Source organism: Brucella sp. IR073 (genome assembly GCF_049065735.1).
Lineage (GTDB): Bacteria > Pseudomonadota > Alphaproteobacteria > Rhizobiales > Rhizobiaceae > Paramesorhizobium.
In genome coordinates this window covers 1-22,499 of sequence record NZ_JBAKHD010000011.1, presented here as the reverse complement: position 1 = coordinate 22,499, position 22,499 = coordinate 1, and the positions used below count along the sequence as shown (strand labels likewise).

Below are 22,499 nucleotides of genomic sequence, written 5' to 3'. Positions count from 1 at the left end.
GATTTGACAGGCGCCGGCCGAAGCATCGCCGGCAGCATTCGGAGGAGACCCATGACCATATCGGCTGAAGCTTTCAGCACCGGAACGTTTGTCGGGCGCGTATGGCGCCCCGACGTGAGGGGACCGGCGCTGGTCGCCCTGCGCGATGGCGTGCTTTACGACATCACCACCCGGCAGGCGCCGACCATGCGCGATCTCCTCGAAATGGAGGATCCGGTCGCCTTCGTCCGTGCCCAGGCCGGCGAACGGCTTCTGCTCCTTGACGAGGTCGCCGCGCAATCGGTGGAAGCGGCGGGCGATTTGTCGAAGATTCACTTTCTGGCTCCGAATGATTTGCAGGCGGTCAAGGCCTGCGGCGTGACATTCGCCCGTTCGATGATCGAGCGCGTGATCGAGGAAAAGGCCGCGGGCAATCCCGCCCTGGCGCTGAAAATCCGCGAGCGCGTGACCGCGATCATCGGCGACTCCCTGCGCAACCTGAAGGCGGGTTCCCCCGAGGCGGCCAAGGTCAAGGCCGCGCTGATCGAGGAGGGCGTCTGGTCGCAATATCTCGAAGTCGGCATCGGCCCGGACGCGGAGGTCTTTTCCAAGGCGCAGGTTCTTTCCGCGGTCGGCTGGGGGGCCTCGGTCGGCCTGCATCCGATTTCGCGCTGGAACAACCCCGAGCCGGAAATCGTGCTGGCGGTCAACAGCCGCGGCGAGGTGAGGGGGGCCACGCTTGGCAATGACGTCAACCTGCGTGACGTCGAGGGCCGCTCCGCGCTTCTCCTGGGCAAGGCGAAGGACAACAACGCCTCCGCCGCCCTCGGGCCTTTCATCCGCCTGTTCGACGAGACCTACACCATCGACAACGTGCGCAACGCCGATCTCGACCTTTCGATCGAAGGCAAGGACGGCTTTATTCTCAAGGGCCACAGCACCATGCGCGAAATCAGCCGTGACCCGCTTGACCTCGTCGCGCAGACCATCGGCGCCCACCATCAATACCCTGACGGTTTTATGCTCTTCATGGGCACGCTGTTTGCGCCCGTCGAGGACCGCGACATCGAAGGCGAGGGCTTCACGCACAAGATGGGCGACGTCGTCACCATCTCCAATCCCGATCTGGGCAGCTTGGTGAATACGGTCCGGCTCTCGACCGAGTGCCCGCCATGGGTATTCGGCACCGCTGCCCTCATGCGCAACCTCGCCACACGCGGCCTGCTGTAAGGCCGCGCGGAACCGCACATCGTCAAGCACGGCCCCCGTGCCCGGCGGCGCGGTCGAATGGCAATAGTCGGGCGCAAGCGGATTGGGCGGAAGCTCCCGTCCCGTCGCATCATGATCGATCACCATAGCGCCGCCAAAGCCGGTTGGAACATAGTCCAGCCGGTCCGGCGCCGTCATGCTCTTTGCCCAGCTATCGCCGCTAAGCGCAAACCGCCGCCTCTCCACGATGAGAGAAACGATGTTTGCAAGCAGAAGCAATGCGGCAATGGTTACGAGCACATTTCTTCTCCATAGGCGCTTTTATGCTGGCGATGTTTGCATGATTCGCAGATATAAGGAATTTGTACTTGAATTTTACTTTTTGCAATAGAGAATTTTTAACTATACTGAATACTCCTTGTATAAATTGATTATTTATGAAGCAATAACAAGTCGTTGTAATATAAATAAAACTTATTTTTAAGTGAATTTAGGTTGCCATGCTAAGTAATTATATTAATTGATTTAATCAATGTAGCTTCGGAGACGAAGGGGGTATCGTTTTTATATGAAATTAAAATCCTTGCAGAATTTCTCCAAGTGTACAGCATGCCTTTCATCTGAGTACGTGTCGCGTAGCGGACGGTGAAAGAGTACTTGGCGATTCGATCTAAGAAAGAAATATTCTAAACGTGCAATGCATTAATCTATCTTGAGGCCCCCACTGAAGGCAGGGTCTCTGGTTGAGTTCATTCGTCTCCAGCCGGCTATTCTTTCCAGCCCTCAAACGGATCGCGGTCCTGCGGAGGCTGACGGCGGTCGGCGGCGTTCAGAAAGTCGCCCGGCACCTGATCTTTGCCGTAAAGCTGGAAGAGGCCCTCCCAGCTATCCGGCTTGCACGGCAGAATGGATTTGTCCGTCTCGGGATCGTCGGGCATGAATATCCTTCTCCTCCCTTACAGCGTTCGCACCCTCGGCACCTCGTTCTTATCCTTTTCCGCCGCGGCGACCCGTTCCGCGCCCTCGAAGATAACAAGCCGCATCGCTGTGCGGGCGGCGTCGGGGTCTTTCGCGGCAATGGCGTCGGCGATGGCGCGGTGCTTGCGGGCGGAGGCGACATGGCGTTCCGTGTCGGGGATGGGCGAGGATAGCGTGAAGGCCGTTACCAGCGCCACCTCGATCAGCGCGCTCAGCGAGCGCATGAACGGATTGCCCGAGGCTTCCGCAATCGTCAGGTGGAATTGCAAATCGCTATAGACGAAATCCTGTGCCGTATCGTTGCGGTCGCCCATGCGGTCGGCCCAGCGGTAGAGATCGGCCAATTGCTGGTCGGTGCGCCGCTGCGCCGCAAGGGCCGCGGCCTCCGGCTCCAGCGACAGGCGCATTTCGGCGAGGCTTTCCATGAATTTCAAATCCACGCCCGCCTCGAAATGCCAGATGAGGATATCCGGGTCGAACAGATTCCATTGTGAGCGCTCGCGCACCCGCGTGCCGATCTTCGCCTTGGGCTGGATGAGGCCCTTGGCGGCAAGCGTCTTCAGCGCCTCGCGCAGAACGGTGCGCGACACGCCGAAGCGTTCCAGAAGCTCGGCGTCACCGGGCAAAATGCTGTTCTCGGCGTAGAGACCTTTGACGATGCCCAGCCCCAGATCATGCATGACATGGGCATGATGGGTGCGCGACGGCGCCGCCGTGCTGAAATCATATTGGCCAAGCCTCGTTCTATCGATCGTCACCCGTTACTCCTCGTTGATTCCGGGCATGATCTTATCCGATTCATGCCCTGGCGCCCCCCGCTACCCGCCTTTCCGGCAAAAATACCAGGATACGCTGCAATGCGATGAACGCGAACAGCAATATCCCGACGACAATTTTGGTCCACCAGCTCGAAAGCGTGCCGTCGAACACGATATAGGTCTGGATGATGCCTTGGATCAGGACGCCGAAGAACGTCCCCGCCACATAGCCGACTCCGCCGGTAAGCAATGTGCCGCCGATAACCACCGCCGCGATGGTGTCGAGCTCGACGCCGACAGCCGAGAGCGAATAGCCCGCGGAGGTATAAAGCGAAAACACAATGCCCGAAAGCCCGGCGAGGAAGCCCGACAGGGCATAGATGCCGATGGTGGTGCGCCCCACGGGAACGCCCATCAGCTCCGCCGATGTGCGGTTGCCGCCGATGGCGTAGATATAGGAGCCGAACCTGGTGAAATGGGCGATGAGGATGCCTGCCGCGAACACGGCCAGCATCAGCAGGCCTACCAGCGTCAGCCTGCCGCCGCCGGGCATGCGCCAGTAAAGCCCCTGCAACTCAGTATAGAAGGGGTGGTTGATGGGGATGGATTCGGTGGTCAATACGAAGCAGAGGCCCCGCGCCAGAAACATCCCCGCCAGCGTGACGATGAAGGCCGGCACGTCGAGATAATGGATGATCGCGCCCATACACGCGCCGAAAACCGTGGCGAGCACCAGCGCGATGGCGAAGGCGGTGAGCGGATGGACGCCATGCTGCGTCACCAGCACGGCGATGAGCACGCCCGTGAAGGCGATGACCGAGCCGACCGAAAGATCGATGCCGCCGGAGATGATGACGAAGGTCATGCCGACGGCGGCAATGCCGAGAAAGGCATTGTCCGTCAGGAGATTGCCGATGACGCGGGTCGACAGCATGTTCGGAAACTGGATCACGCAGGCCGCATAGAGCAGCGCGCAGATCAGCAGCGTGGCGTAAAAGGGAAAAAGCCGGGTGTTCATGGCTGAACTTCCTTGGGTTCCGTCTTGGCTGGCTTCAGCTCGCGCTTCACGAAGCCGAAAAGGCCGGAAGCCGAGGCCGATTGCGCCAGCAGGATCATGATGATGACGGCCGCCTTGAGGATGAGATTATATTCCGGCGGGAAGCCCGAAATAAGGATGCCCGTGTTCATCGCCTGGATGATGATCGCGCCGAGGATCGACATCAGGATGCTGAACCGCCCGCCTAGAAGCGAGGTGCCGCCGATGACGACGGCGAGGATCGCGTCGAGCTCCAGCCACAGCCCGGCATTGTTTGCATCCGCGCCCCTGATGTCGGCGGCGATGATGATGCCGGCGAGCCCCGCGCAAAGCCCGCTGAACCCATAGACGAGCAGCAGGATCAGCCGGCTGTTAATGCCGGAATAGGTGCTGGCGCTGCGGTTGACGCCGATGGCCTCGATAAGCAGCCCCAGCGCGGTGCGCCGCACCAGCAGGATCGCCGCCAGCCCCAGCGCCGCCGCCAGCACGACAGGCATGGGGAAGCCAAGGAGGGAGCCGGTACCGAAGAAGATGAGCCCCGGATCGTTGAAGGTGACGATGGAGCCCTCGGTGATAAGCTGCGCGATGCCGCGCCCGGCCACCATCAGGATCAGCGTGGCGATGATCGGCTGCAGGTCGAGAAACGCGATGAGCAGCCCGTTCCACAGGCCGCAGGCGAGCCCGACCCCCAACGCCGTCAGCACGATGACGGGGAGAGGATAGCCCTCAACCGCCAGCGTCGCCGCCACCGCGCCCGACACCGCCATGACCGCGCCGACCGAGAGATCGACGCCCTTGGTGGCAATGACCGCCGTCATGCCGATGGCGAGGATAGCGACGGGCGCGCCCCGGTTCAGGACGTCGATGAGACTGCCGAAGAAGCGTCCGTCCTGGAAACGGATGTCGAAGAAGCCGGGAAAGGCGAGGTAGTTGAAGAAGAGGATGATGACCAGCGAGAGGAGCTGCGGCATGGCTTTGGTGAGGGAGGGGGGGATGAAACGGGTCATTGGGGGGCCCTTTCATGATGAGACGCCAGCGCCAAGACACCCCCCTCTGCCCTGCCGGGTATCTCCCCCTCAAGGGGGGAGATTACGCCTTCATGAACGATTGGCACCAATCGCAAACGTTGCAGGATGAGTGCGGTGAGCTGTGTCAGCCAATCTCCCCCCTTGAGGGGGAGATGCCCGGCAGGGCAGAGGGGGGTGAGCAACGGTTCCACTTTAAGCAACGCTCCCACTTCTAATGCCCCTTCCCACTATCCGCCGCGATCGTGCGCATGATCGTCCCGGCGTTGATGTCGCTTCCCGTCAGTTCCGCCATATGCGCCCGGTCGCGCAGGACGCGGACGCGGGTGGAATAGGCGACGATCTCTTCAATTTCGGAGGAGATCACCACCAGCGCCATGCCTTCGTCGCAAAGCCGGTTGATGAGCGCGATGATCTCCGCATGCGCGCCGACATCGATCCCGCGTGTCGGCTCGTCGAGGATGAGGAGGCGCGGATTGGTGGCGAGCCAGCGGGCGAGAATGACCTTCTGCTGGTTGCCGCCGGAGAGAAACTTGACCGGCTTTTCCATATCGGTGGTGCGGATATCGAGCGCCTTGATAAAGCGGTCGGCAAGCTCCTCCTGCTCGCGGCTGGAAAGGCGCTTCATCCAGCCGCGCCGCGCCTGCAATGCCAGCGCGATGTTCTCGCGCACCGAGAGGTCGCCGATGATACCGTCCGTCTTGCGGTCCTCGGGACAGAGGCCGAAGCCCGCCGCCACCGCATCGCGCGGGTTGCGGATGCGGATTTCCTGCCCGTCGATGGTGGCCTTGCCGCTGTCGGGCACGTCGATGCCGAAGAGCAGCCGCGCCGTTTCGGTGCGTCCCGAGCCGAGCAGCCCGGCGACCCCCACCACCTCGCCCGCCCCGATATCGAGGTCGAACGGCGCGATGCTGCGCGACAGGCCATACTGCCTGAACGAGATGCGCCGCTCGGAATTATCGGGCGCGGTGCGATGGCTGGCATGGGTCGCCTCGGCGAGCGTGCGGCCCAGCATCATGGAGACGAGATCGATCTTGCTTAAGTTCGCGGTCAGCGCCGTGCCGGCCAGCCGGCCGTTACGCAAGATCGTTACCCGGTCGCTGACGGCATAGACCTGATCGAGGAAATGGGTGATGAAGACGATACCCATCCCGCGCGCCTTCAACTGGCGCATGACGGCGAACAGCATCTCAACCTCTTGCGCGTCGAGGCTTGCGGTCGGCTCATCGAGGATCAGCACCTTGCCTGAGAGATCGACGGCGCGGGCGATGGCGACCAGTTGCTGCACCGCCACGGAATAGCGCGCGAGATCGGCGGATACATCGATATCCATGCCATATTGCGCCAGCAGTGCACGGGCGCGCTTTTCCATCTCGTGCCTGGCGACAAAGCCGAAACGCTTCGGCTGGCGCCCGACGAACAGGTTTTCCGCCACAGAGAGATTGGGCAGGAGATTGACCTCCTGATAGACGGTGCCGATCCCCAGATGCTGCGCCTGCAGCGTATCGCGGATCGTGACCTCGCGCCCCTCGAAGCGGATCACGCCAGCATCGGGCTTGTGCACGCCGGTCAGCACCTTGATCAGCGTCGATTTGCCCGCGCCGTTCTCGCCCAGCAGCGCATGGATTTCCCCGGCGCGGATATCGAAATCCACGCCATCCAGCGCCTTGAAGCCGAGAAAGGATTTATGGATTTTCTCGACGCCTAGCAGCACATCGTGCTGGCTCAAATCCCGCGCAGCTTCTCGCGCAGGCGCATTCTCCGTCATGCCGCCGCTCCCTTAGATCACACGCGCCCTCCCTCCCCCTTGCGGGGAGGGTGGTCCGAAGGGTCGGGTGGGGGTGGTGACGGTTGTACCCGACAGGTGATCACAGCGCGCTGCCTTTACCACCCCCATCCGTCTGCTCCGCAGACACCTTCCCCGCAAGGGGGAAGGAGGGTGCGGGTCAGTACCCCAGCCCCTTCTTCTCCTCATAGACCTTCATCGGGTCGTCGGCCTGCGTGTAGAGCTTCGATTCGGTCTGGATCCACTTCGGCGGGGCCTTGCCGCTGTCCTTGAATTCCTTGAGCGCATCGAAGGCCGGGCCGGCCATGTTCGGCGTCAGTTCGACGGTCGCGTTGGCTTCGCCATCGGCCATCGCCTTGAAGATATCGGGAACGGCGTCGATGGAGACGACGAGGATATCTTTGCCGGGCTTGAGGCCCGCTTCCTTGATGGCCTGGATCGCGCCGACGGCCATGTCGTCATTATGGGCGTAGAGCGCGCAGATATTCTTGCCGCCATTCTCCGCCTTGAGGAAGCCTTCCATCACTTCCTTGCCCTTGGAGCGGGTGAAGTCGCCGGTCTGGCTGCGCACGATCTTGAGATTGTCATGGCCGGCAAGTGCCTGCTCGAAGCCCTTCTTGCGGTTGATCGCCGGGCTGGAGCCCACCGTGCCCTGCAGTTCGACGATGTTGCAGGGCTTGTCGCCCACCGTCTTCACCAGCCAGTCGCCCGCGACCTTGCCCTCATGCACCGTGTCCGAGGTCACGGCGGTCAGGTAAAGATCCGGATTCGAGGTCTCGATGGTGCGGTCGAGCAGGATGACTGGAATTTCGGCATCCTTGGCTTCTTCCAGCACCGCATCCCAGCCCGTCGCCACAACAGGCGCGATGAAGATGCCGTCCACGCCCTGCGCGATGAAGCTTCTGATAGCCTTGATCTGGTTTTCCTGCTTCTGCTGCGCGTCGGCGAACTTCAGATCGATACCGCGCTTTTCCGCTTCCTGCTTGGTGACGGACGTTTCTGCCGCGCGCCAGCCGGATTCAGAACCGATCTGCGAAAAGCCGACCGTCATCTCGGCGGCGTGTGCCGCTCCGGCAAAAGCAACCGTAGCCACCGTCGCCAACATCATGCGTTTGAAATACGACATAAGATCCTCCCTTGTCGTCGTTTGCCCCATGAATCCCTCCGAAAAGTCTGCGACTCCAAGGGATCATGTTTCCAACGTCCGGCCCCAGCGCCCCATCCTGAAAAGCAGGATGCCTCCGTAACGCTGTCCTCCCGAACTAAGAAAGTTATTATCATATAGTAATATGAAAAGAGAAGCCGCTATTTGCGATTTTCCCTATGTGATTTGCGGGCATCGCAGAGTAGTGGGAAAGTGTGGGACAGGACCTTGGGAGGAGACTTGAGATGAACAGGACGGAGTTCGGGCATCTGGCGGGCGGGCAGGCGGTTCACGCGGTCGATATCGGCAATGCGGATTTGCAGGCGCGCATCCTCACCTATGGCGCGACGCTGGCGGACCTTCGGCTCACAACCGCGAACGGCCCGCATTCGGTCATCCTCGGCTTTGACACGCTGGAGGATTATCTGGCGCAGACCGCCTATGTCGGCGCCATCGCCGGGCGCTGCGCCAACCGCATCGCCGGGGGCCGCTTCACGCTCGACGGTGTGGACCACCAATTAAGCCTCAATGAAAATGGCCGTACCCATCTCCATGGGGGCGTCGAAGGCTTTTCCAGCCGGCTATGGGACATCGAGGAGATCACCCCGTCCTCGGTCACGCTGACGCTCGTCTCGCCCCATGACGATCAGGGCTATCCGGGTGAGGTGCATGTGACATGCCGCTATGCCATCGAAGGCCGCACGCTGACGCTGGAACTTTCCGCCGAAACCGACCGCCCGACGCTCGTCAACCTCGCGGGCCACGCCTATTTCAACCTCGACGGCTCGGACACGATTCTCGACCACCGCCTCACCATCATGGGCAATGCTTATACGCCTGTTGACGGCGACCTGATTCCGACAGGCGAAATCGCGCCTGTTGCCGGCACGATCTACGATTTCACCACGCCCCGCCCGATCCGTTCCGGCGACCCCGATCATCCCCATGCCGGCTATGACCATAATTTCGTTCTCGCCATGCAGCCCGCCGTGACGCCGCGTCCTGCCGCGCGCCTCGAAGGCGTGGCGAGCGGCATCGAAATGGAAATCTGGACCACCGAGCCCGGCCTGCAATTCTACGACGGCAATTTCCTGCCGCTGCCGCAAGCCTTGCGCGGCGGACGCGAAGGCCGCCGCCATGGCGGCCTCTGCCTGGAACCCCAACGCTTCCCCGACGCCATTCACCACAAGCATTTCCCCGGCGCGGTGCTGAGGCCGGGGGAGATCTACCGGCAGGTGACGCAATATGTATTTGGGGAGGGGTGAGGCGCTATTCCGCCACCCTCGACCCCAGATCCCTGTCTTCCGCCTCGCCTTCGATGAGATGCGTCAATTCATCGATCAGGCACACCCGCTTCCCACGGAACTGGTAATAGGCAATCACTTTGAAGCGGGAGCGCTGGCCGCTGGTTTTGACCGCATCGACGAGATGAACCGTCGCCGCGGAACGGCCATCAGTCACGATATGCTGGAAAGTGATGTCCACCGAAGCAAGATGCGTCCGCAGCGCCTCGATATGGCTGATGAAGCCCGCATAATCGATTTCCTTGCCATCAACGCGCTGGATGTAATCCGGCGTCAGCAATTCGGCGAACTGCTCGGCCGTCGCCGCCGGATCAGCAAGCGCTGCAAACAGGCGGTGCAGGAGATCGTGGACTTCGCTTTCGGTCATTGCAGGCTGGGCCATGGCTTGCCTCCGTCGTTCCTAACCGTGCCGGTACCACTCTACCTGTCCCGCCTGTTTTTGCCAATGAAACGCGGACAATGCGTTCCTTACCCCCGCTTCAGCCGCGCATAAGCCACCGCAATTCTTGCCGCAAGATCGGCATTGTTGAGCACCAGCGCGATATTGGCCTTAAGGCTCGCGCCGTTTGACAGCTCGTTGATGCGGGCGAGGAGGAAAGGGGTCAACTCCTTGCGCCCGATGCCGCGCGTTGCCGCCTCCGCCACCGCCTCGGCAATCGTGCCGTCGATGAAGGCGGGGTCGAGCGCGTCGGCTTCGGGAATCGGGTTGGCGACGAGAATGCCCGTACCGGACCGAAGTTCCGCATGGAGCGCCATGGCTTTGGCGATCTCTTCCGGCGTGTCGAGCCGATGGTCGGCCTTGCAGCCGCTGGAGCGGGTGTAGAACGCCGGGAAATCGTCGCTGCCATAGGCGATGACGGGAACGCGCTGCGTCTCCAGGAACTCCAGCGTCTTCGGAATGTCGAGGATCGACTTCACCCCGGCGCAGACCACTGTCGTGGCCGTCTGGCCGAGTTCCGTCAAATCGGCGGAAATGTCGAAGGTCGCTTCCGCGCCGCGATGCACGCCGCCGACGCCGCCCGTGGCGAAAATATCGATGCCGGCGAGCGCCGCGATCCGCATGGTCGCCGAAACCGTGGTGCCGGCAGAGCGGCCCTGCACCATGGCGACGGCGAGGTCGCGGCTGGATGCCTTGACCGCATCCTTCGCCTGCGCCAGCGCCTCGATTTCATTGTCCGCAAGGCCGACGCGCAGCTTGCCCGCCACCACGGCGGTCGTCGCGGGCACCGCGCCATGGCTGCGCACCACCGCCTCGACCTTCCGCGCCATCTCCAGATTGGCGGGGTAAGGCATTCCGTGGGTGATGATGGTCGATTCGAGCGCCACGACCGGCGCCCCGTCGGCGATCGCGGCCCGGATCTCCTCGGTGGGGTGAAGAAGCGATGCGTTCATGGATAATGCCTTTCTCAAACGGGAATTCGATGTGTATGGGCCGCAAGGAAGCGAGGCGACAGGAGCGGATGTACGCTCGCCTCGCTCTCGGCGGTGAGCGTGGCGAGCAGGGAACCGGTGCGCGCCCCTTCCATGAGGCTTGCGCCGGAAAGCAGGCGCGAAAGCGTACCGGCAATCATCGCATCGCCCGCGCCGGTGACGTCGACCGGCTGGGCGGGAACGGCCTCGACCCGCGCCGCGCCGTCCGCGTCTGAAACGAGCAGTCCCGCAGCGCCCATGGTCAGCACCACGCCGCCTGCGCCTCTTGCGCGCAGCGCGTCAGCGGCGGCTTCCGGAGCGAGACGGGGATCGCTTTCGCGCAAGCCCAGCATGGCGCGGGCTTCGTCGAGATTGAGGAAGAGGATATCCACGCCGGTCAGATCCTCCGGCAGCCGCCGCGCCTTGGGCGAGGAAACGGCGTCGACGGCCAGATGAAACCGCGCCGACGCCTTGCGCTCGATCAGCGCCTTCAGCGTTTCCGCAGGCAGATTGCAGTCGGCGAAAACATAGGCCGCCGAGGCCAGATGCGGCCAGACACGATCGAGATGGGCGGGCGAGAACAGGTCGAAAATGCCCATGTCGGCGATGCCAAGCGCCAACTCGTTCTCCGGCCCCAATATGGCGGCATATTCGGCGGTCGGCGCTTCGCCCGTCACGATCACCTGGCTCACATCGACGCCAAGGGCGCGCAAGGAGCGGACGAGGGCGCGGCCCGTATCGTCATCCCCGACGATGGAAACGAAGCTGGTGGCGATATCGAGCCGGGCAAGATTCTCCGCGACGTTTCGCGCCACCCCGCCGAAGCTGCGATGGCCGGTGACGGGATTGGATGTGCCCGGTATCAGCGGCGCGCGGGCGTGATATTTGCGGTCGAACACCGCGCCGCCGATGACGGCGATGCGCTTTTGCGCCGGCAGCACATAGCCGCGCCCGAGAATATAGCCCTTCTGCATCAGCTGCACGACATGCGCCGCCACCGTGGAGCGCGCAAGGCCGAGGCTGTCGGCGATTTCCTGCTGCCCGGCAAAGGGATTGGCCGTTATCATCTCCAGAACCGCGCGCTCCTGCGCGCCGAGGTCGTCCATGTCTGTCTCTCCGGGAGCGGTCCTCACGCCTTTATCAACATCTGACTATCGTAACAACAACTGTTTTTGATGGGTGCCATGGAAAACCCAAAATCGGCAACGTATATATGCCGCATTCGCTGGCAAGGCCGGCATTATCCCGGACAAAATCGATGGCCGAAAAAGAAGAAGGCAAGGCGAATGCTGGTGCAGCCGACCAGGCGCCGGGCGCCGCATGCCGCGCCGCCGCCTGCGAGAAGAACCGCCCGCTCATCAAGCTGCCGCTGCGCCACCGCCTTTCCAGCAAGGTGCTGCTGTTGACGGTTCTATCCGTCCTGGTGGCGGAGGTGCTGATCTTCGTGCCCTCCATCGCCAGCATGCGGATGCGCTGGTTGACGGCGCGGCTCGATACGGTGGCCGCCGTCAGCCTCGTGCTGGCGGATGGCCAGACGCCGCCCGTGCCGCGCGCGGTGCAGGACAGCGTGCTTCTGGCCACCGGCACCAAGGCCATCGCGCTGCGTGAGCAGAATGCTTCGCGGCTGCTCGCCATGTCCGAGGTGCCGAAGACCATCGACCAGCATATCGACCTTGCCCATACCAGTGAGGCGGCGGCGATATGGGATGCGTTCGATACGCTCTTCGCCGGCGGCAACCGCACCCTGCGCGTCTATGGACCGGTCGGCCATAGCGGCAAGATCATAGAGCTCGTCACCTCAGACGCGCCGCTGCGCACGGCGATGCTCGACTATGCCCGCAATGTCGCGCTGCTGTCGCTGATCATCTCGCTGATCGCGGCAAGCCTCGTCTATCTCGCCATCAACGAGATGCTGCTGCGCCCGGTGCGGCGCATGCATCGCAACATGATCTATTTCGCACAAGGACCCGATGATCCGACGCGCATCATCATCCCCGACCCCCGCAAGGACGAGCTTGGCGTCGCGCAAAGCCAGCTGGCGGCGATACAGACCGATCTGCAGCGCACCTTCTCCGAGCAGAAGCACCTGGCCGATCTCGGCCTCGCCGTCTCCAAGATCAATCACGACATGCGCAACATCCTCGCCTCGGCGCAATTGATGTCCGACCATCTGTCGGATGCCCGCGATCCGGTGGTGCAGCGCATGGCGCCGAAGCTGATTCGCACGCTCAACCGCGCGATCGGCTATGCCGAAAGCGTCATTGCCTATGGCCGGGCGCAGGAAGCCCCTCCGAAGCAGCGCCGCGTGCGGCTTCACACCATCGTCACCGATGTCGAGGAAACGCTGTCGATCGATCCGCAAAGCAGCGTCGAGTTCCGCAATCTCGTGCCCGAGGATTTCGAGCTGGACGCCGATGCGGAGCAGTTTTTCCGCATCCTCACCAATCTCTGCCGCAATGCGGTGCAGGCCATGGCCGCCGACCGGCCCGGCGACGGGAGCGTGGTGAAGCGGCTGACGATCACCGCGGGCCGCGTCGGCTCGGTGGCGATCGTCGGCGTCGAGGATACCGGCCCCGGCCTGCCGCAAAAGGCGCGCGACAACCTCTTCACCGCCTTCCGCGGCTCGACCCGCAGCGGCGGCACAGGGCTCGGCCTCGCTATCGCCCATGAGCTGGTGCGTGCCCATGGCGGCACCATCGAGCTGCGCGAGGACCGCGCCTGCGGCACCCATTTCGAAATCCGCATTCCCGACATGCCGGTTTCGCTGGCGAACTGGCGCAAGCGCAAAGAGGCGGCGGAAGCCGCCGAGGCAGGCCGCAGCGCGTGAAGCGGCCATCGCCTTTTCGCGGCGCAAAAAGAAATCGGCGATTGATTACAGTTTTTTGTCAGAAGCGGCTTGCATTTAAAAGCCGAACCCATTAGGTACCGCGCTGCGCCGATTGATGCGGCGCCAACAAATGGTCAAGCGCCCGTAGCTCAGCTGGATAGAGCACCAGACTACGAATCTGGGGGTCAGAGGTTCGAATCCTTTCGGGCGCGCCATCATTTCCCGGTGCATTCTGGAATAGTAGATCCGTTTAATCGGAAACGCGGGGCGCCTCGCGATTCCATTAAAACATGAACCGCCCTATCGCCGGGCAGGTCCCTGCTATCGCTCTCGCCCTGCCACTCCCTCGAGTCTGTCAGGGATAATCGGGGCGGTTTTCCCTAGCCGTCATTCTCGGGCTTGTCCCGAGAATCTGCGACGGTACGGTTTTCAGGACGGTCATCGCTATTCTTCGCTCTTATGGCAGATATCAGGGACAAGCCCGAGGATGACGGCAGAGGCTTGTTCCGCCTCGCGATTCATCCTGTGGCTGACGGACTCTAGCGGGCCGCACCGCCGCAACTCAGGCATCCTCCACATTCCCTCTTTGTATCAAAAATAACCAACTGAAACATCTAAGCAACAGAAGGTAATTATCAGACAATACTGCTATATTGATTAAAATATTAAGTTTGTGTAAGGATCTATCTAAGTATACATTTACAAGTAAGGCTTTGTCTGGATTCGTATTGACCGGTATTGCTCTGATGCTGGCAATTTATTGGACTGAATTGGAAGTATTGCGAGGGGATGATGCCGCATATCGTAGATGCGCCGCGAACAGCTATTGCCGGGGACCGTGGAAAAGCCATCCCCCTTCCGCGCGCGCGCTCCGCACCTTTCAAAAAGCAAGGCAGCCTCTCCCGCTTCCTCCGCGCCGCGCTGGCGGGGACATCGGCGCTGGCGCTGGTGTTTGCGATACCCGGACCCGTCGAGGCAGCGCAGTGGACGGGTAATGTCAACTCGGATTGGATGGAGAAAGGCAACTGGAACCCATCAACAAATCTTCCGTCCGGGACCGATGATGTCTACATCAATAACGTCACGCCTAAGCTTCAGCCTGTGTTAGGCGTTGCATCCGCTGCGAGCGGACAGGCGAACAATTTGACCATAGGCCAAAACTCCGTTGGCACCTTGACGGTGCAAAACGGCAGTACCCTGACGGTAAGTGCCTCGATTTTTATAAGTCGAAGCAACGCGGGGAGCGCAGGGTCTGTACTCACAATCGACAACGCTACGGTAAAGAACGCCGGACAATTTGAAGTTGGTGTCGGAACCGGCATGAGCGGCGAGGTCATGGTAACAAATGGTGGCAAGCTCGAGACGGGGACGGCCGGAGGCAATATCTACGCTTTCATTGGTAATCTTAATGACTCAAAGGGCAAAGTGACTGTTACCGGAGCAAACTCGCAATGGACCAGTACCCCGATCATTTTTGTGGGCCGCAATGGAACCTCGCACGGTGAGCTTAACATTGAAAATAGCGGCACCGTTACCGCCAATGGGGGCGTGCAGCTGACGAACGAAAATGGTGCAACCGGCAAACTCAGCGTCACTGGAACTACCGCTGCTGGTCCTGGCATTCTGGAAACCACAACTCTAAAGCGTGGTCCGAGCAACGTTGCCAACGGTGTCCAAGTCAATTTCAACAATGGCATGATCAGGGCGCTCGCCGACAATGTCGCCCTTATCAGCGGGTTCAAGTCCGGCGAGATCACGACCGGGGCGGGCGGGATAACCATCGATACGAACGGAAAAAACGTCAGCATCGATTCGGAAATATCCGGAACCGGGGGGATAGTTAAGACCGGCGCGGGCACGCTGACGATGAAGACCGCGACCTCGGGAGATAATGGCATCGGCGTCAATGAGGGTACGCTCCTTTACGGCGCGAGCAGCTCATTTAACAGCACCTCGGGAAACGCAACTATCAATGTCGCACGAGGTTCAGGCCAGACGGCAACCCTAACGATCAAGGATGGTGCGACGGTAAAGACCGCCGGTGTCCTGCGCGTTGCCGGCACGGACGACACTTCCAACGGTACCGTCAATGTGGATGGAGCCACGCTGGAATTCACTGCCAACAACTACCCTATCCTCGTCGGGTGGTTTGGAACGGGCACTCTCAACATTTCCAACGGCGGGAAAGTTACGACCACCGGCACCAACGGCTATACGCTTATCGGGCGGGAAACCGGAAGCACCGGCAATTTGAACATCTCCGGCGGCGGAACGCTGACGACTGCGGGAAACGGCTTTCTCGGCGGCGAGGACACCTCGTCGGCCCAAGTCAGCACAGGCAATGCAACCATCTTGGGAGCCGGATCGGAGTGGTCTGTCGGCCGTACTCTCTATGTGGGTAATTTCGGAACCGGGAATCTCACGATCGGCGGCACCGGCACGGACGCAGGCGGCAAGGTGACCGCGGGTGTCGCCATCCTTGGCAGTAATAGCGGGTCGGATGGGACTGCCAAAATCGAAGGCGCCGGGTCGAGCTTTACGGCTGGCGCTTCCGGCACCGGCACCGGGACTACGAGCCTGATCGTGGGTCAGGTTGGTAAAGGCGAGATCGACGTTACCACCGGCGGCTTGCTGACCACCAACGGCGATACGAGTGTCGGCGGCAATACTGCGGGCCAAAATGGAACGGGTACCGTGACAATCACCGGCGCGACCTCGCAGTGGAGCAACACCGGGGAAGTCCGTGTGGGGCAGACCGGTACGGGCCATCTGAATATCGGCACCCAAACGGCTGCAGGCGGCACGGTTACCGCTAAAAAGGTAGTCGTCGGCAACACCCAATCGTCAAAAGGTACGCTCACGGTCCAGAATGGAGGCACGCTGGCCGTCGAATCGCTGGCGCGCGGCAGCAGCAATCAGACCAACGGCGTATCCGTCACCTTCGACGGCGGTACGTTGAAGGCGACCGGCGCGACGACGACGATCAGCGGCTTCACCGGTACTGAGTTGAACATCGGTACCGGCGGCATGACCATCGATTCCAATGGCAATGCGGTGGACGCGTCGGCCGTGCTCTCCGGCGCGGGCGCGCTCACCAAGACCGGCGCGGGCACCCTGACCCTTTCCGCCGCGAATACCTTCGCGGGCGGCCTCAATGTGCAAGGCGGCTCCGTGACGGCGGGGGTGAGTGGGGCGCTGGGCAAAGGCCCGCTTGCGATCACTAATCCCGGAACGGTCGAAGTGACGGCGAATACGGAGCAGAAGGTGGGCGGGCTGATCGGCAACGGCGGTCTCGCGATTGAGGCCGGATCGCCTGATGGCGGCAAGATGATCGTCGATTTCGCCAAGGATGCCGCCAACACGGTCGATACATATAGCGGCAAGATCACCACCACGGGCACCCCCGGCACCATCGCCGGCGCCGGCATCTTCGAGAAGCAGGGTGACGGCACCTTGCTGCTCTCAGGCGACAATAGCGGCTTCAAGGGCACGATGCATGTCATCAACGGTGTCCTGCAGGCAGGCTCCGCCACGGCTTTCGGCAGCATCCTCGAGGTCGATACCGGCGAGGCCGATCTGAACGGCTATTCCATGACCCTGTCACAGCTTTACGGAAGCGGCGGCATCGTCAATGTGAACACCGGTGCCGGCGGCAGCAAGCCGACCCTGACGGTCAATTACACCGACACCGCAACTGACGACCTCTATCAGGGCAATATCGAAGGTGACGGCAGCCTGCGGAAGCAAGGCGCAGGCACCCTGGTGCTTTCGGGCAACAACACGTTCACAGGCGGTCTGCACATCGAGGCCGGTCAGGTGACGGCCGGCTCCAGCACCGCCTTCGGCGCGGGTGTGCTGACCGTCGATAGCGGTACGGCGGACCTGAACGGCCAGAGCGTCACGGTGGCGGGCCTTTCCGGCACCGGCGGCGCGGTCGATCTCGGCACCGACCCGACGGCTACGCCGCCGCCAAGTGCGCAGCTAACCCTCAATGTCGCTTCGGGCGAAAGCTACACCTATTCCGGCAACGTGACCGGCGGTACCGCGACCACGAAAGGCTATATCGTCAAGAAGGGCGCGGGCAGCCAGACGCTCTCCGGCACCAACAGTTTCATCGGCGGCGTGACGGTCGATGAAGGCACGCTCTTCGCCGGCTCCACCTCGGCTTTCGGAGACCCAACGAACGCGCTCACCCTCGATGGCGGCACGGTCGATTTGAACGGCCACGACATCAAATTGGGCTCGCTTCAGAACGACTCTGGCGCTGCGGGCGGCGCGCTGAACCTGGGCACCAACAAGCTGACCTTGACGCAATTGACCGATACCAGCTTCGACGGCAAGATCGCCGGGTCGGGCACATTCGACAAGGAAGGCGGGGGCACGCTGACCTTGACCGGCGACAGCTCGGCCTTTACCGGCATCACCGACATCGGCGACGGCAAGCTGCAGGTCGACGGCACACTGGGCGGGACGGTGAATGTCAACGGCACTTCAACGCTGCAGGGCATGGGCAGGATCGACGGCAGCGTGAATGTCAACGACCAGGGCACGCTTTCGTCCCGGCTCGACCCCAGCTTCCTCGCCCACAAGCTGACCATCACCAAGGACCTGACCGTCGCCAATACCGGCACGCTGCTCTACACCTATGCCGCCAATCCGGCCAACGACACCGACGCGCTGGGCATCGATGTCGGGGGCAATATCAGCCTCGGCACGAGCACCATTAAAGTCACCACCGACCTGGGGGCCGTCATCGACACCTGGGGCGTCTACCGGCTCATCGAGTACGATGCCAGCATCGCTGGTCAGGACGTGAAGAACGTCAATTTCGACTTCAGCACTCTGCCGGATCCCAGCTTTTATGTGGGGCAGTCAGGGGCAGCCGCCGGTGAGGTCAACTTCATCTACACGCGCGGCATGCAGCTCGACTATTGGGATCCCGATTCGTCGACCCAAGGCATCCAGGGAGGTGCGGGTCTGTGGACGGCGGATCCGGGCACATCTTTGACCAACTGGACCGATCCCACCGGCACGACCAACGCCAGATACCAGGACAGCACCGCAGCCATCTTCCAGGAGCAGGGCGGCGTCGTCACGGTCGATACCAGCAGCGATGCTGCCCATCCGATCAAGGTCGCGGGCATGCAGTTCACCACTGACGGCTATATTATCGGCGCCGCGAAAGACCAGGGCACGCTGACGCTCATAGCGGACACCCAGGGCCAAACCAGAATCGCGGTCGGCGAGAACAATGGCGGGCAGGTCTATACCGCGACCATCAATTCGAAACTCGCAGGCAACACAACGCTTCTAAAGGACAATCTCGGCACGCTGGTGCTCGCGGGCACCAATACCTATACCGGCGGCACGCTCATCGACGACGGTGTGCTGGAGATTTCCTCCGACCAGAATCTGGGCGCCGATGCCGCAGGCAACCTCAACACGCGCATCACGCTGGATGGCCAGCCGAACGAGGTCGCGACGCTGCGCAACACTGGCGCCATCGTCACCATCCGCCCGGTCACCTTAAGCGACAAGGGCGGCACCTTCGACACCCGCGCCGCCCTGACGCTCAATGGCAAGATCGAGGGCGCGGGCGCCTTGACCAAGACTGGTACAGGCACGCTCACGCTGAAAAACCCCGGTAACAGCTATTCCGGCGGCACATTCATCAATGAGGGCACCGTCTCGATCTCCAACAATGGCGATCTCGGCAATGCCGGCGGCGGCATCACCTTCAATGGCGGCACGCTCGAGAACACGGCTGAGATCGTGACCGGCCGCAATGTGACCGTCGGGGCAGGCGGGGGCACCCTTCAGACCGACGCCAATCTGACGCTTACGGGTCTCATCAGCGGCTCCAGCACTCCTGCCGGCCCCCTCAAGAAGACCGGTGGGGGCAAGCTGACCCTGACGGCGGACAGCACTTATGCGGGCACGTTCACCATCCAAGCTGGCGAACTCGACTTCGGCAATGGCGGTGCGGGCGGCAGTATCAAGGGTGACATCGTCGACGATGGCGTGCTTAACTTCAACCGCTCCGATAAATTCGCCTATGGCGGCAAGATCAGCGGCTCCGGCACGGTGAACCAGATCGGCGCGGGCGAAACCACGCTCACCGGTGAGAACAGCTATACGGGCACCACCTCCGTCTCCAAGGGCACGCTCATCGTCAATGGCAACCAGACGGCGGCCAAAGGCGATACCAACGTGACGAATGGCGCCACGCTGCGCGGCGGCGGCATCATCGGCGGCAATGTCAATATCGGCCCGAACAGCAATTTGACGGCTGAGGATGAAAGCGGCACGGGCATCAGCGCGCTCACCATCAACGGCAATCTCTCGCTCGATCCGGCTTCCAACCTCAATTACAACTACGGCCTCGATCCCAATGCCAACCAGGATGCCCTCATGATCAAGGTCAAGGGCAATCTCAACCTGAACGGCACGCTCAATGTCACCAACACCTCGGGCACGCCCTTCGATGTCGGCGGCATCTATGGCCTCCTTAGCTACGGCGGCAACCTCACGGGCAACGGCCTGACGAAGGGCACCCTGCCGGGCAACGCCTCGGACTATGAAATCCTGATCGCGAACGGTCGTGTCAGTCTTTACTATAATGCCGGCCAGGTCGGCGAGTTCTGGAGCGTCGGCGGCAAGACCACCACCAACGCGCCCGCTGGTGGCACCGGCCTGTGGCAGGGTCCGGGCGGCACGGAAAACTGGACCAACCTTAAGGGCCAGATCACCGACGACTATGTCCAGGGGGGCAAGCCGATCTTCATGGGCACGGCCGGCACCGTCACCGTGGATTCGCGGACCTTCGGCGCCATACAAGTCATCGGCATGCAGTTCGTCACCCCGAACTATATCGTCAAGGGCGCCACCGCCAATGACGCCATCACGCTCCTGCCGGGTCGCACGCCCATCACCGTCGGCGACTATAGCGGCGACGCCGTCTATGACAGCGTGAACACGCTCGCCACGCTCGAAGTAACGCTTGCCGGCGCGGGCCAGCTCGCCAAGGCCGGCAATGGCACCTTGATCCTAAAAGGCAACAATACCTATACCGGCGGCACCAATATCGAGAGCGGCACGCTGCAAATTTCCAGCGACGCCAATCTCGGCGCCAAGGATACCGCGCTCGAGCTTTCCGGCGGCACGCTCCAGAACACCGCCGAAATCACCACATCCAACCGCAAGGTGACCCTGGGCAATGGCGGCGGCACCTTCCAGACCGACCAGAAACTGACCCTCACCGGCCCGATCGACGGCGCGGCCTCGCTTACCAAGACCGGCGCAGCCGAGCTGATCCTATCCGGCGCATCGACCTATAGCGGCGCGACCAATCTCAACCAGGGCACGCTGGCCGCGGGCGCCGCGAATGCCTTCTCCGCCAATTCGGCCTTCAATGTCGGGCAGGGGACGACGCTGGCGCTCCGGGGCTTTTCGCAGGAGGTCGGCTCGCTCGCCAATAGCGGCACGGTGGATATGGCCGGAGCCGAGCCGGGCGCGGTCCTTACCGTCAAGGGCAATTACACCGGGCAGGATGGAAGCGGAATCACGCTTTCGACAAAGCTCGAAGGCGACAATTCCAAAACCGACCGTCTGGTCGTCGGCGGTTCCACCTCCGGCAACACGACGCTCACGGTCAAGAATGCCGGCGGCGGCGGCGCCCAGACCGACCATGGCATCCTGCTGGTCGACGTCGAGGGCGCTTCCAACGGCAACTTCACGCTCAACGGTGATTACACCTTCGAAGGCGAGCAGGCGATCGTCGCCGGCGCCTATGCCTATCGCCTTTATAAAGGCGGTCCGGACTGGTTCCTGCGCTCAAAGCTGCTGGAGAGCGACGAGCCGCAATTCCAGGCCGGCGTCCCCGTCTACGAAGCCTATGCCGGCGTGCTGCAGGCCTTCAACTATATCGACTCGCTGCAGAACCGCCTCGGCAACCGCAACTGGACCATCGAGGCACAAGGCGCCGATGGTCTCTCCGAGGAGGTCGCCCCGGAAATGGGCGGCGCCAAGCAGAATATCGGCGTCTGGGCCAGCATCGACGCTTCCGACCACCGCTACCGGCCCGAGACCTCGACCAGCCGCACCGCTTATGACGTCGCCGTCTGGCGGGCGGAAACCGGCATCGACGGCCAACTCTACGAGAACGCCATGGGCCGGCTCATCGGCGGCGCCAGCATGTTCTACGGCACCTATAATGCCGATACCTCCTCGCCGCATGGCGACGGCAAGATCGACGGCACCGGCTACGGTATCGGCGGCACGCTCACCTGGTACGGCAATAACGGCATCTATGTCGATGCCCAGGCACGCACCACCTGGTATGACAGCGACCTGAAATCCGATCTCGATGCACGGGGCACGCCCTCCAGCAATGACGGCAATGGCTACGGCCTTTCCATCGAAGCCGGAAAGCGCATCCCGATCCAGCCGGACTGGTTCATCACGCCGCAGGCGCAGCTCGCCTGGTCGCGCGTCAAGTTCGACGGCTTCTCCGACGGCTTCGACGCCGTGGTGACGCAGAAGGACGGCGACAGCCTGCTTGCCCGCATGGGCCTGTCGGTCGACCACGAGCGCCAATGGCAGGACGCCTCCGGCCAGACCCGCCGTCTCCACGGCTACGGCCTTGCCAATATTTACTACGACTTCGACAGCCGCTACACCGTCGACGTCGCCTCCACCCCCTTCGTCACCAAGACCGAACCCCTCTGGGCCGGCCTTGGGCTGGGCGGCAGCTACAACTGGGCCAACGACCGCTACTCGCTCTACGGCGAGGCGCTGGCCAGAACCACCGTTGAGGACTTCGCGGACAACTATGTCATCACGGGGAATATCGGGCTGAGGGTCAGGTGGTAAGGAGGGGGGTAGCGTAATTTGAGTTCTAGGCCGTAGTGACAATTTAACTATTTGATCCAGAGCATAATACTGGCGAGCTTGATGAAGCCGAGGAAGTTGGCGGCGAGTTTGTCGTAACGAGTGGCAATGCGCCGCCACTGCTTGAGTTTGGCGAAGAAGCCTTCGATACCCC

13 protein-coding genes, 1 tRNA gene and 2 pseudogenes are annotated in these 22,499 nt (G+C 62.0%); 6 read left to right on the top strand and 10 right to left on the bottom strand.

What is annotated here, in order from left to right; genetic code table 11:
• The first annotated feature begins 51 nt into the window (after positions 1–51).
• The gene (locus ACOWVG_RS17795) at positions 52–1,209 is read left to right on the top strand and encodes a fumarylacetoacetate hydrolase family protein (protein ID WP_420963672.1); all 1,158 of its coding nucleotides are present in this window, start codon (positions 52–54) and stop codon (positions 1,207–1,209) included.
• A gap of 746 nt (positions 1,210–1,955) precedes the next feature.
• On the opposite strand, the gene ACOWVG_RS17790 is transcribed toward ACOWVG_RS17795, so the two are convergent.
• From ACOWVG_RS17790 to ytfQ, 6 genes are all read right to left on the bottom strand, one after another.
• Positions 1,956–2,126 (bottom strand): hypothetical protein, encoded by a 171-nt coding sequence (locus ACOWVG_RS17790; protein WP_420963671.1) that lies wholly within the window; start codon positions 2,124–2,126, stop codon positions 1,956–1,958.
• An 18-nt stretch (positions 2,127–2,144) separates the two neighbouring features.
• Positions 2,145–2,846: a FadR/GntR family transcriptional regulator gene (locus tag ACOWVG_RS17785; protein ID WP_420963721.1), complete on the bottom strand. Its 702-nt coding sequence runs from the start codon at positions 2,844–2,846 to the stop codon at positions 2,145–2,147.
• Positions 2,847–2,964: 118 nt separating this feature from the next.
• A complete protein-coding gene (gene yjfF / locus ACOWVG_RS17780) occupies positions 2,965–3,942 on the bottom strand; it encodes a galactofuranose ABC transporter, permease protein YjfF (RefSeq protein WP_420963670.1) in 978 nt (325 codons plus the stop codon).
• On the bottom strand, positions 3,939–4,967 hold the full coding sequence (locus tag ACOWVG_RS17775; RefSeq protein ID WP_420963669.1) for an ABC transporter permease: 1,029 nt from the start codon (positions 4,965–4,967) through the stop codon (positions 3,939–3,941). The genes yjfF and ACOWVG_RS17775 overlap by 4 nt, the downstream gene beginning before the upstream one ends.
• A 232-nt stretch (positions 4,968–5,199) precedes the next feature.
• Positions 5,200–6,753 carry a galactofuranose ABC transporter, ATP-binding protein YtfR gene (ytfR, locus tag ACOWVG_RS17770; RefSeq protein ID WP_420963668.1) on the bottom strand — a complete coding sequence of 518 codons (1,554 nt, stop codon included), beginning with the start codon at positions 6,751–6,753 and terminating at the stop codon, positions 5,200–5,202.
• Positions 6,754–6,931: 178 nt separating this feature from the next.
• Positions 6,932–7,879, bottom strand: a complete 948-nt coding sequence (gene ytfQ / locus ACOWVG_RS17765) for a galactofuranose ABC transporter, galactofuranose-binding protein YtfQ (RefSeq protein ID WP_420963719.1) — start codon at positions 7,877–7,879, stop codon at positions 6,932–6,934.
• A 281-nt stretch (positions 7,880–8,160) separates the two neighbouring features.
• Between ytfQ and ACOWVG_RS17760 the strand changes: the two genes are divergently transcribed.
• Complete coding sequence (locus tag ACOWVG_RS17760; protein WP_420963667.1) at positions 8,161–9,180, top strand: aldose epimerase family protein; 1,020 nt, start codon at positions 8,161–8,163, stop codon at positions 9,178–9,180.
• A gap of 4 nt (positions 9,181–9,184) precedes the next feature.
• On the opposite strand, the gene ACOWVG_RS17755 is transcribed toward ACOWVG_RS17760, so the two are convergent.
• From ACOWVG_RS17755 to ACOWVG_RS17745, 3 genes are all read right to left on the bottom strand, one after another.
• Positions 9,185–9,601, bottom strand: a complete 417-nt coding sequence (locus ACOWVG_RS17755) for a nuclear transport factor 2 family protein (RefSeq protein ID WP_420963666.1) — start codon at positions 9,599–9,601, stop codon at positions 9,185–9,187.
• 86 nt (positions 9,602–9,687) lie between these two features.
• Positions 9,688–10,611 carry a pseudouridine-5'-phosphate glycosidase gene (locus tag ACOWVG_RS17750; protein WP_420963665.1) on the bottom strand — a complete coding sequence of 308 codons (924 nt, stop codon included), beginning with the start codon at positions 10,609–10,611 and terminating at the stop codon, positions 9,688–9,690.
• A 14-nt stretch (positions 10,612–10,625) separates the two neighbouring features.
• Entirely contained in the window at positions 10,626–11,735 is a 1,110-nt protein-coding gene (locus tag ACOWVG_RS17745) for a carbohydrate kinase (protein ID WP_420963664.1), read from the bottom strand.
• Positions 11,736–11,887: 152 nt separating this feature from the next.
• Between ACOWVG_RS17745 and ACOWVG_RS17740 the strand changes: the two genes are divergently transcribed.
• The 4 genes and pseudogenes from ACOWVG_RS17740 to ACOWVG_RS17725 all read left to right on the top strand — a co-directional run bounded on the left by ACOWVG_RS17740 (position 11,888) and on the right by ACOWVG_RS17725 (position 22,327).
• On the top strand, positions 11,888–13,456 hold the full coding sequence (locus ACOWVG_RS17740) for a sensor histidine kinase (RefSeq protein WP_420963663.1): 1,569 nt from the start codon (positions 11,888–11,890) through the stop codon (positions 13,454–13,456).
• A gap of 138 nt (positions 13,457–13,594) precedes the next feature.
• Positions 13,595–13,671 (top strand) — tRNA-Arg (locus ACOWVG_RS17735).
• A 574-nt stretch (positions 13,672–14,245) separates the two neighbouring features.
• Positions 14,246–14,983: pseudogene (locus ACOWVG_RS17730) on the top strand (hypothetical protein); the annotation flags it as partial.
• 21 nt (positions 14,984–15,004) lie between these two features.
• A complete protein-coding gene (locus ACOWVG_RS17725; protein ID WP_420963718.1) occupies positions 15,005–22,327 on the top strand; it encodes an autotransporter outer membrane beta-barrel domain-containing protein in 7,323 nt (2,440 codons plus the stop codon).
• Between the two features lie 47 nt (positions 22,328–22,374).
• Here the strand turns inward: ACOWVG_RS17725 and ACOWVG_RS17720 are convergent.
• A pseudogene (locus ACOWVG_RS17720) lies at positions 22,375–22,499 on the bottom strand (IS5/IS1182 family transposase); the annotation flags it as partial.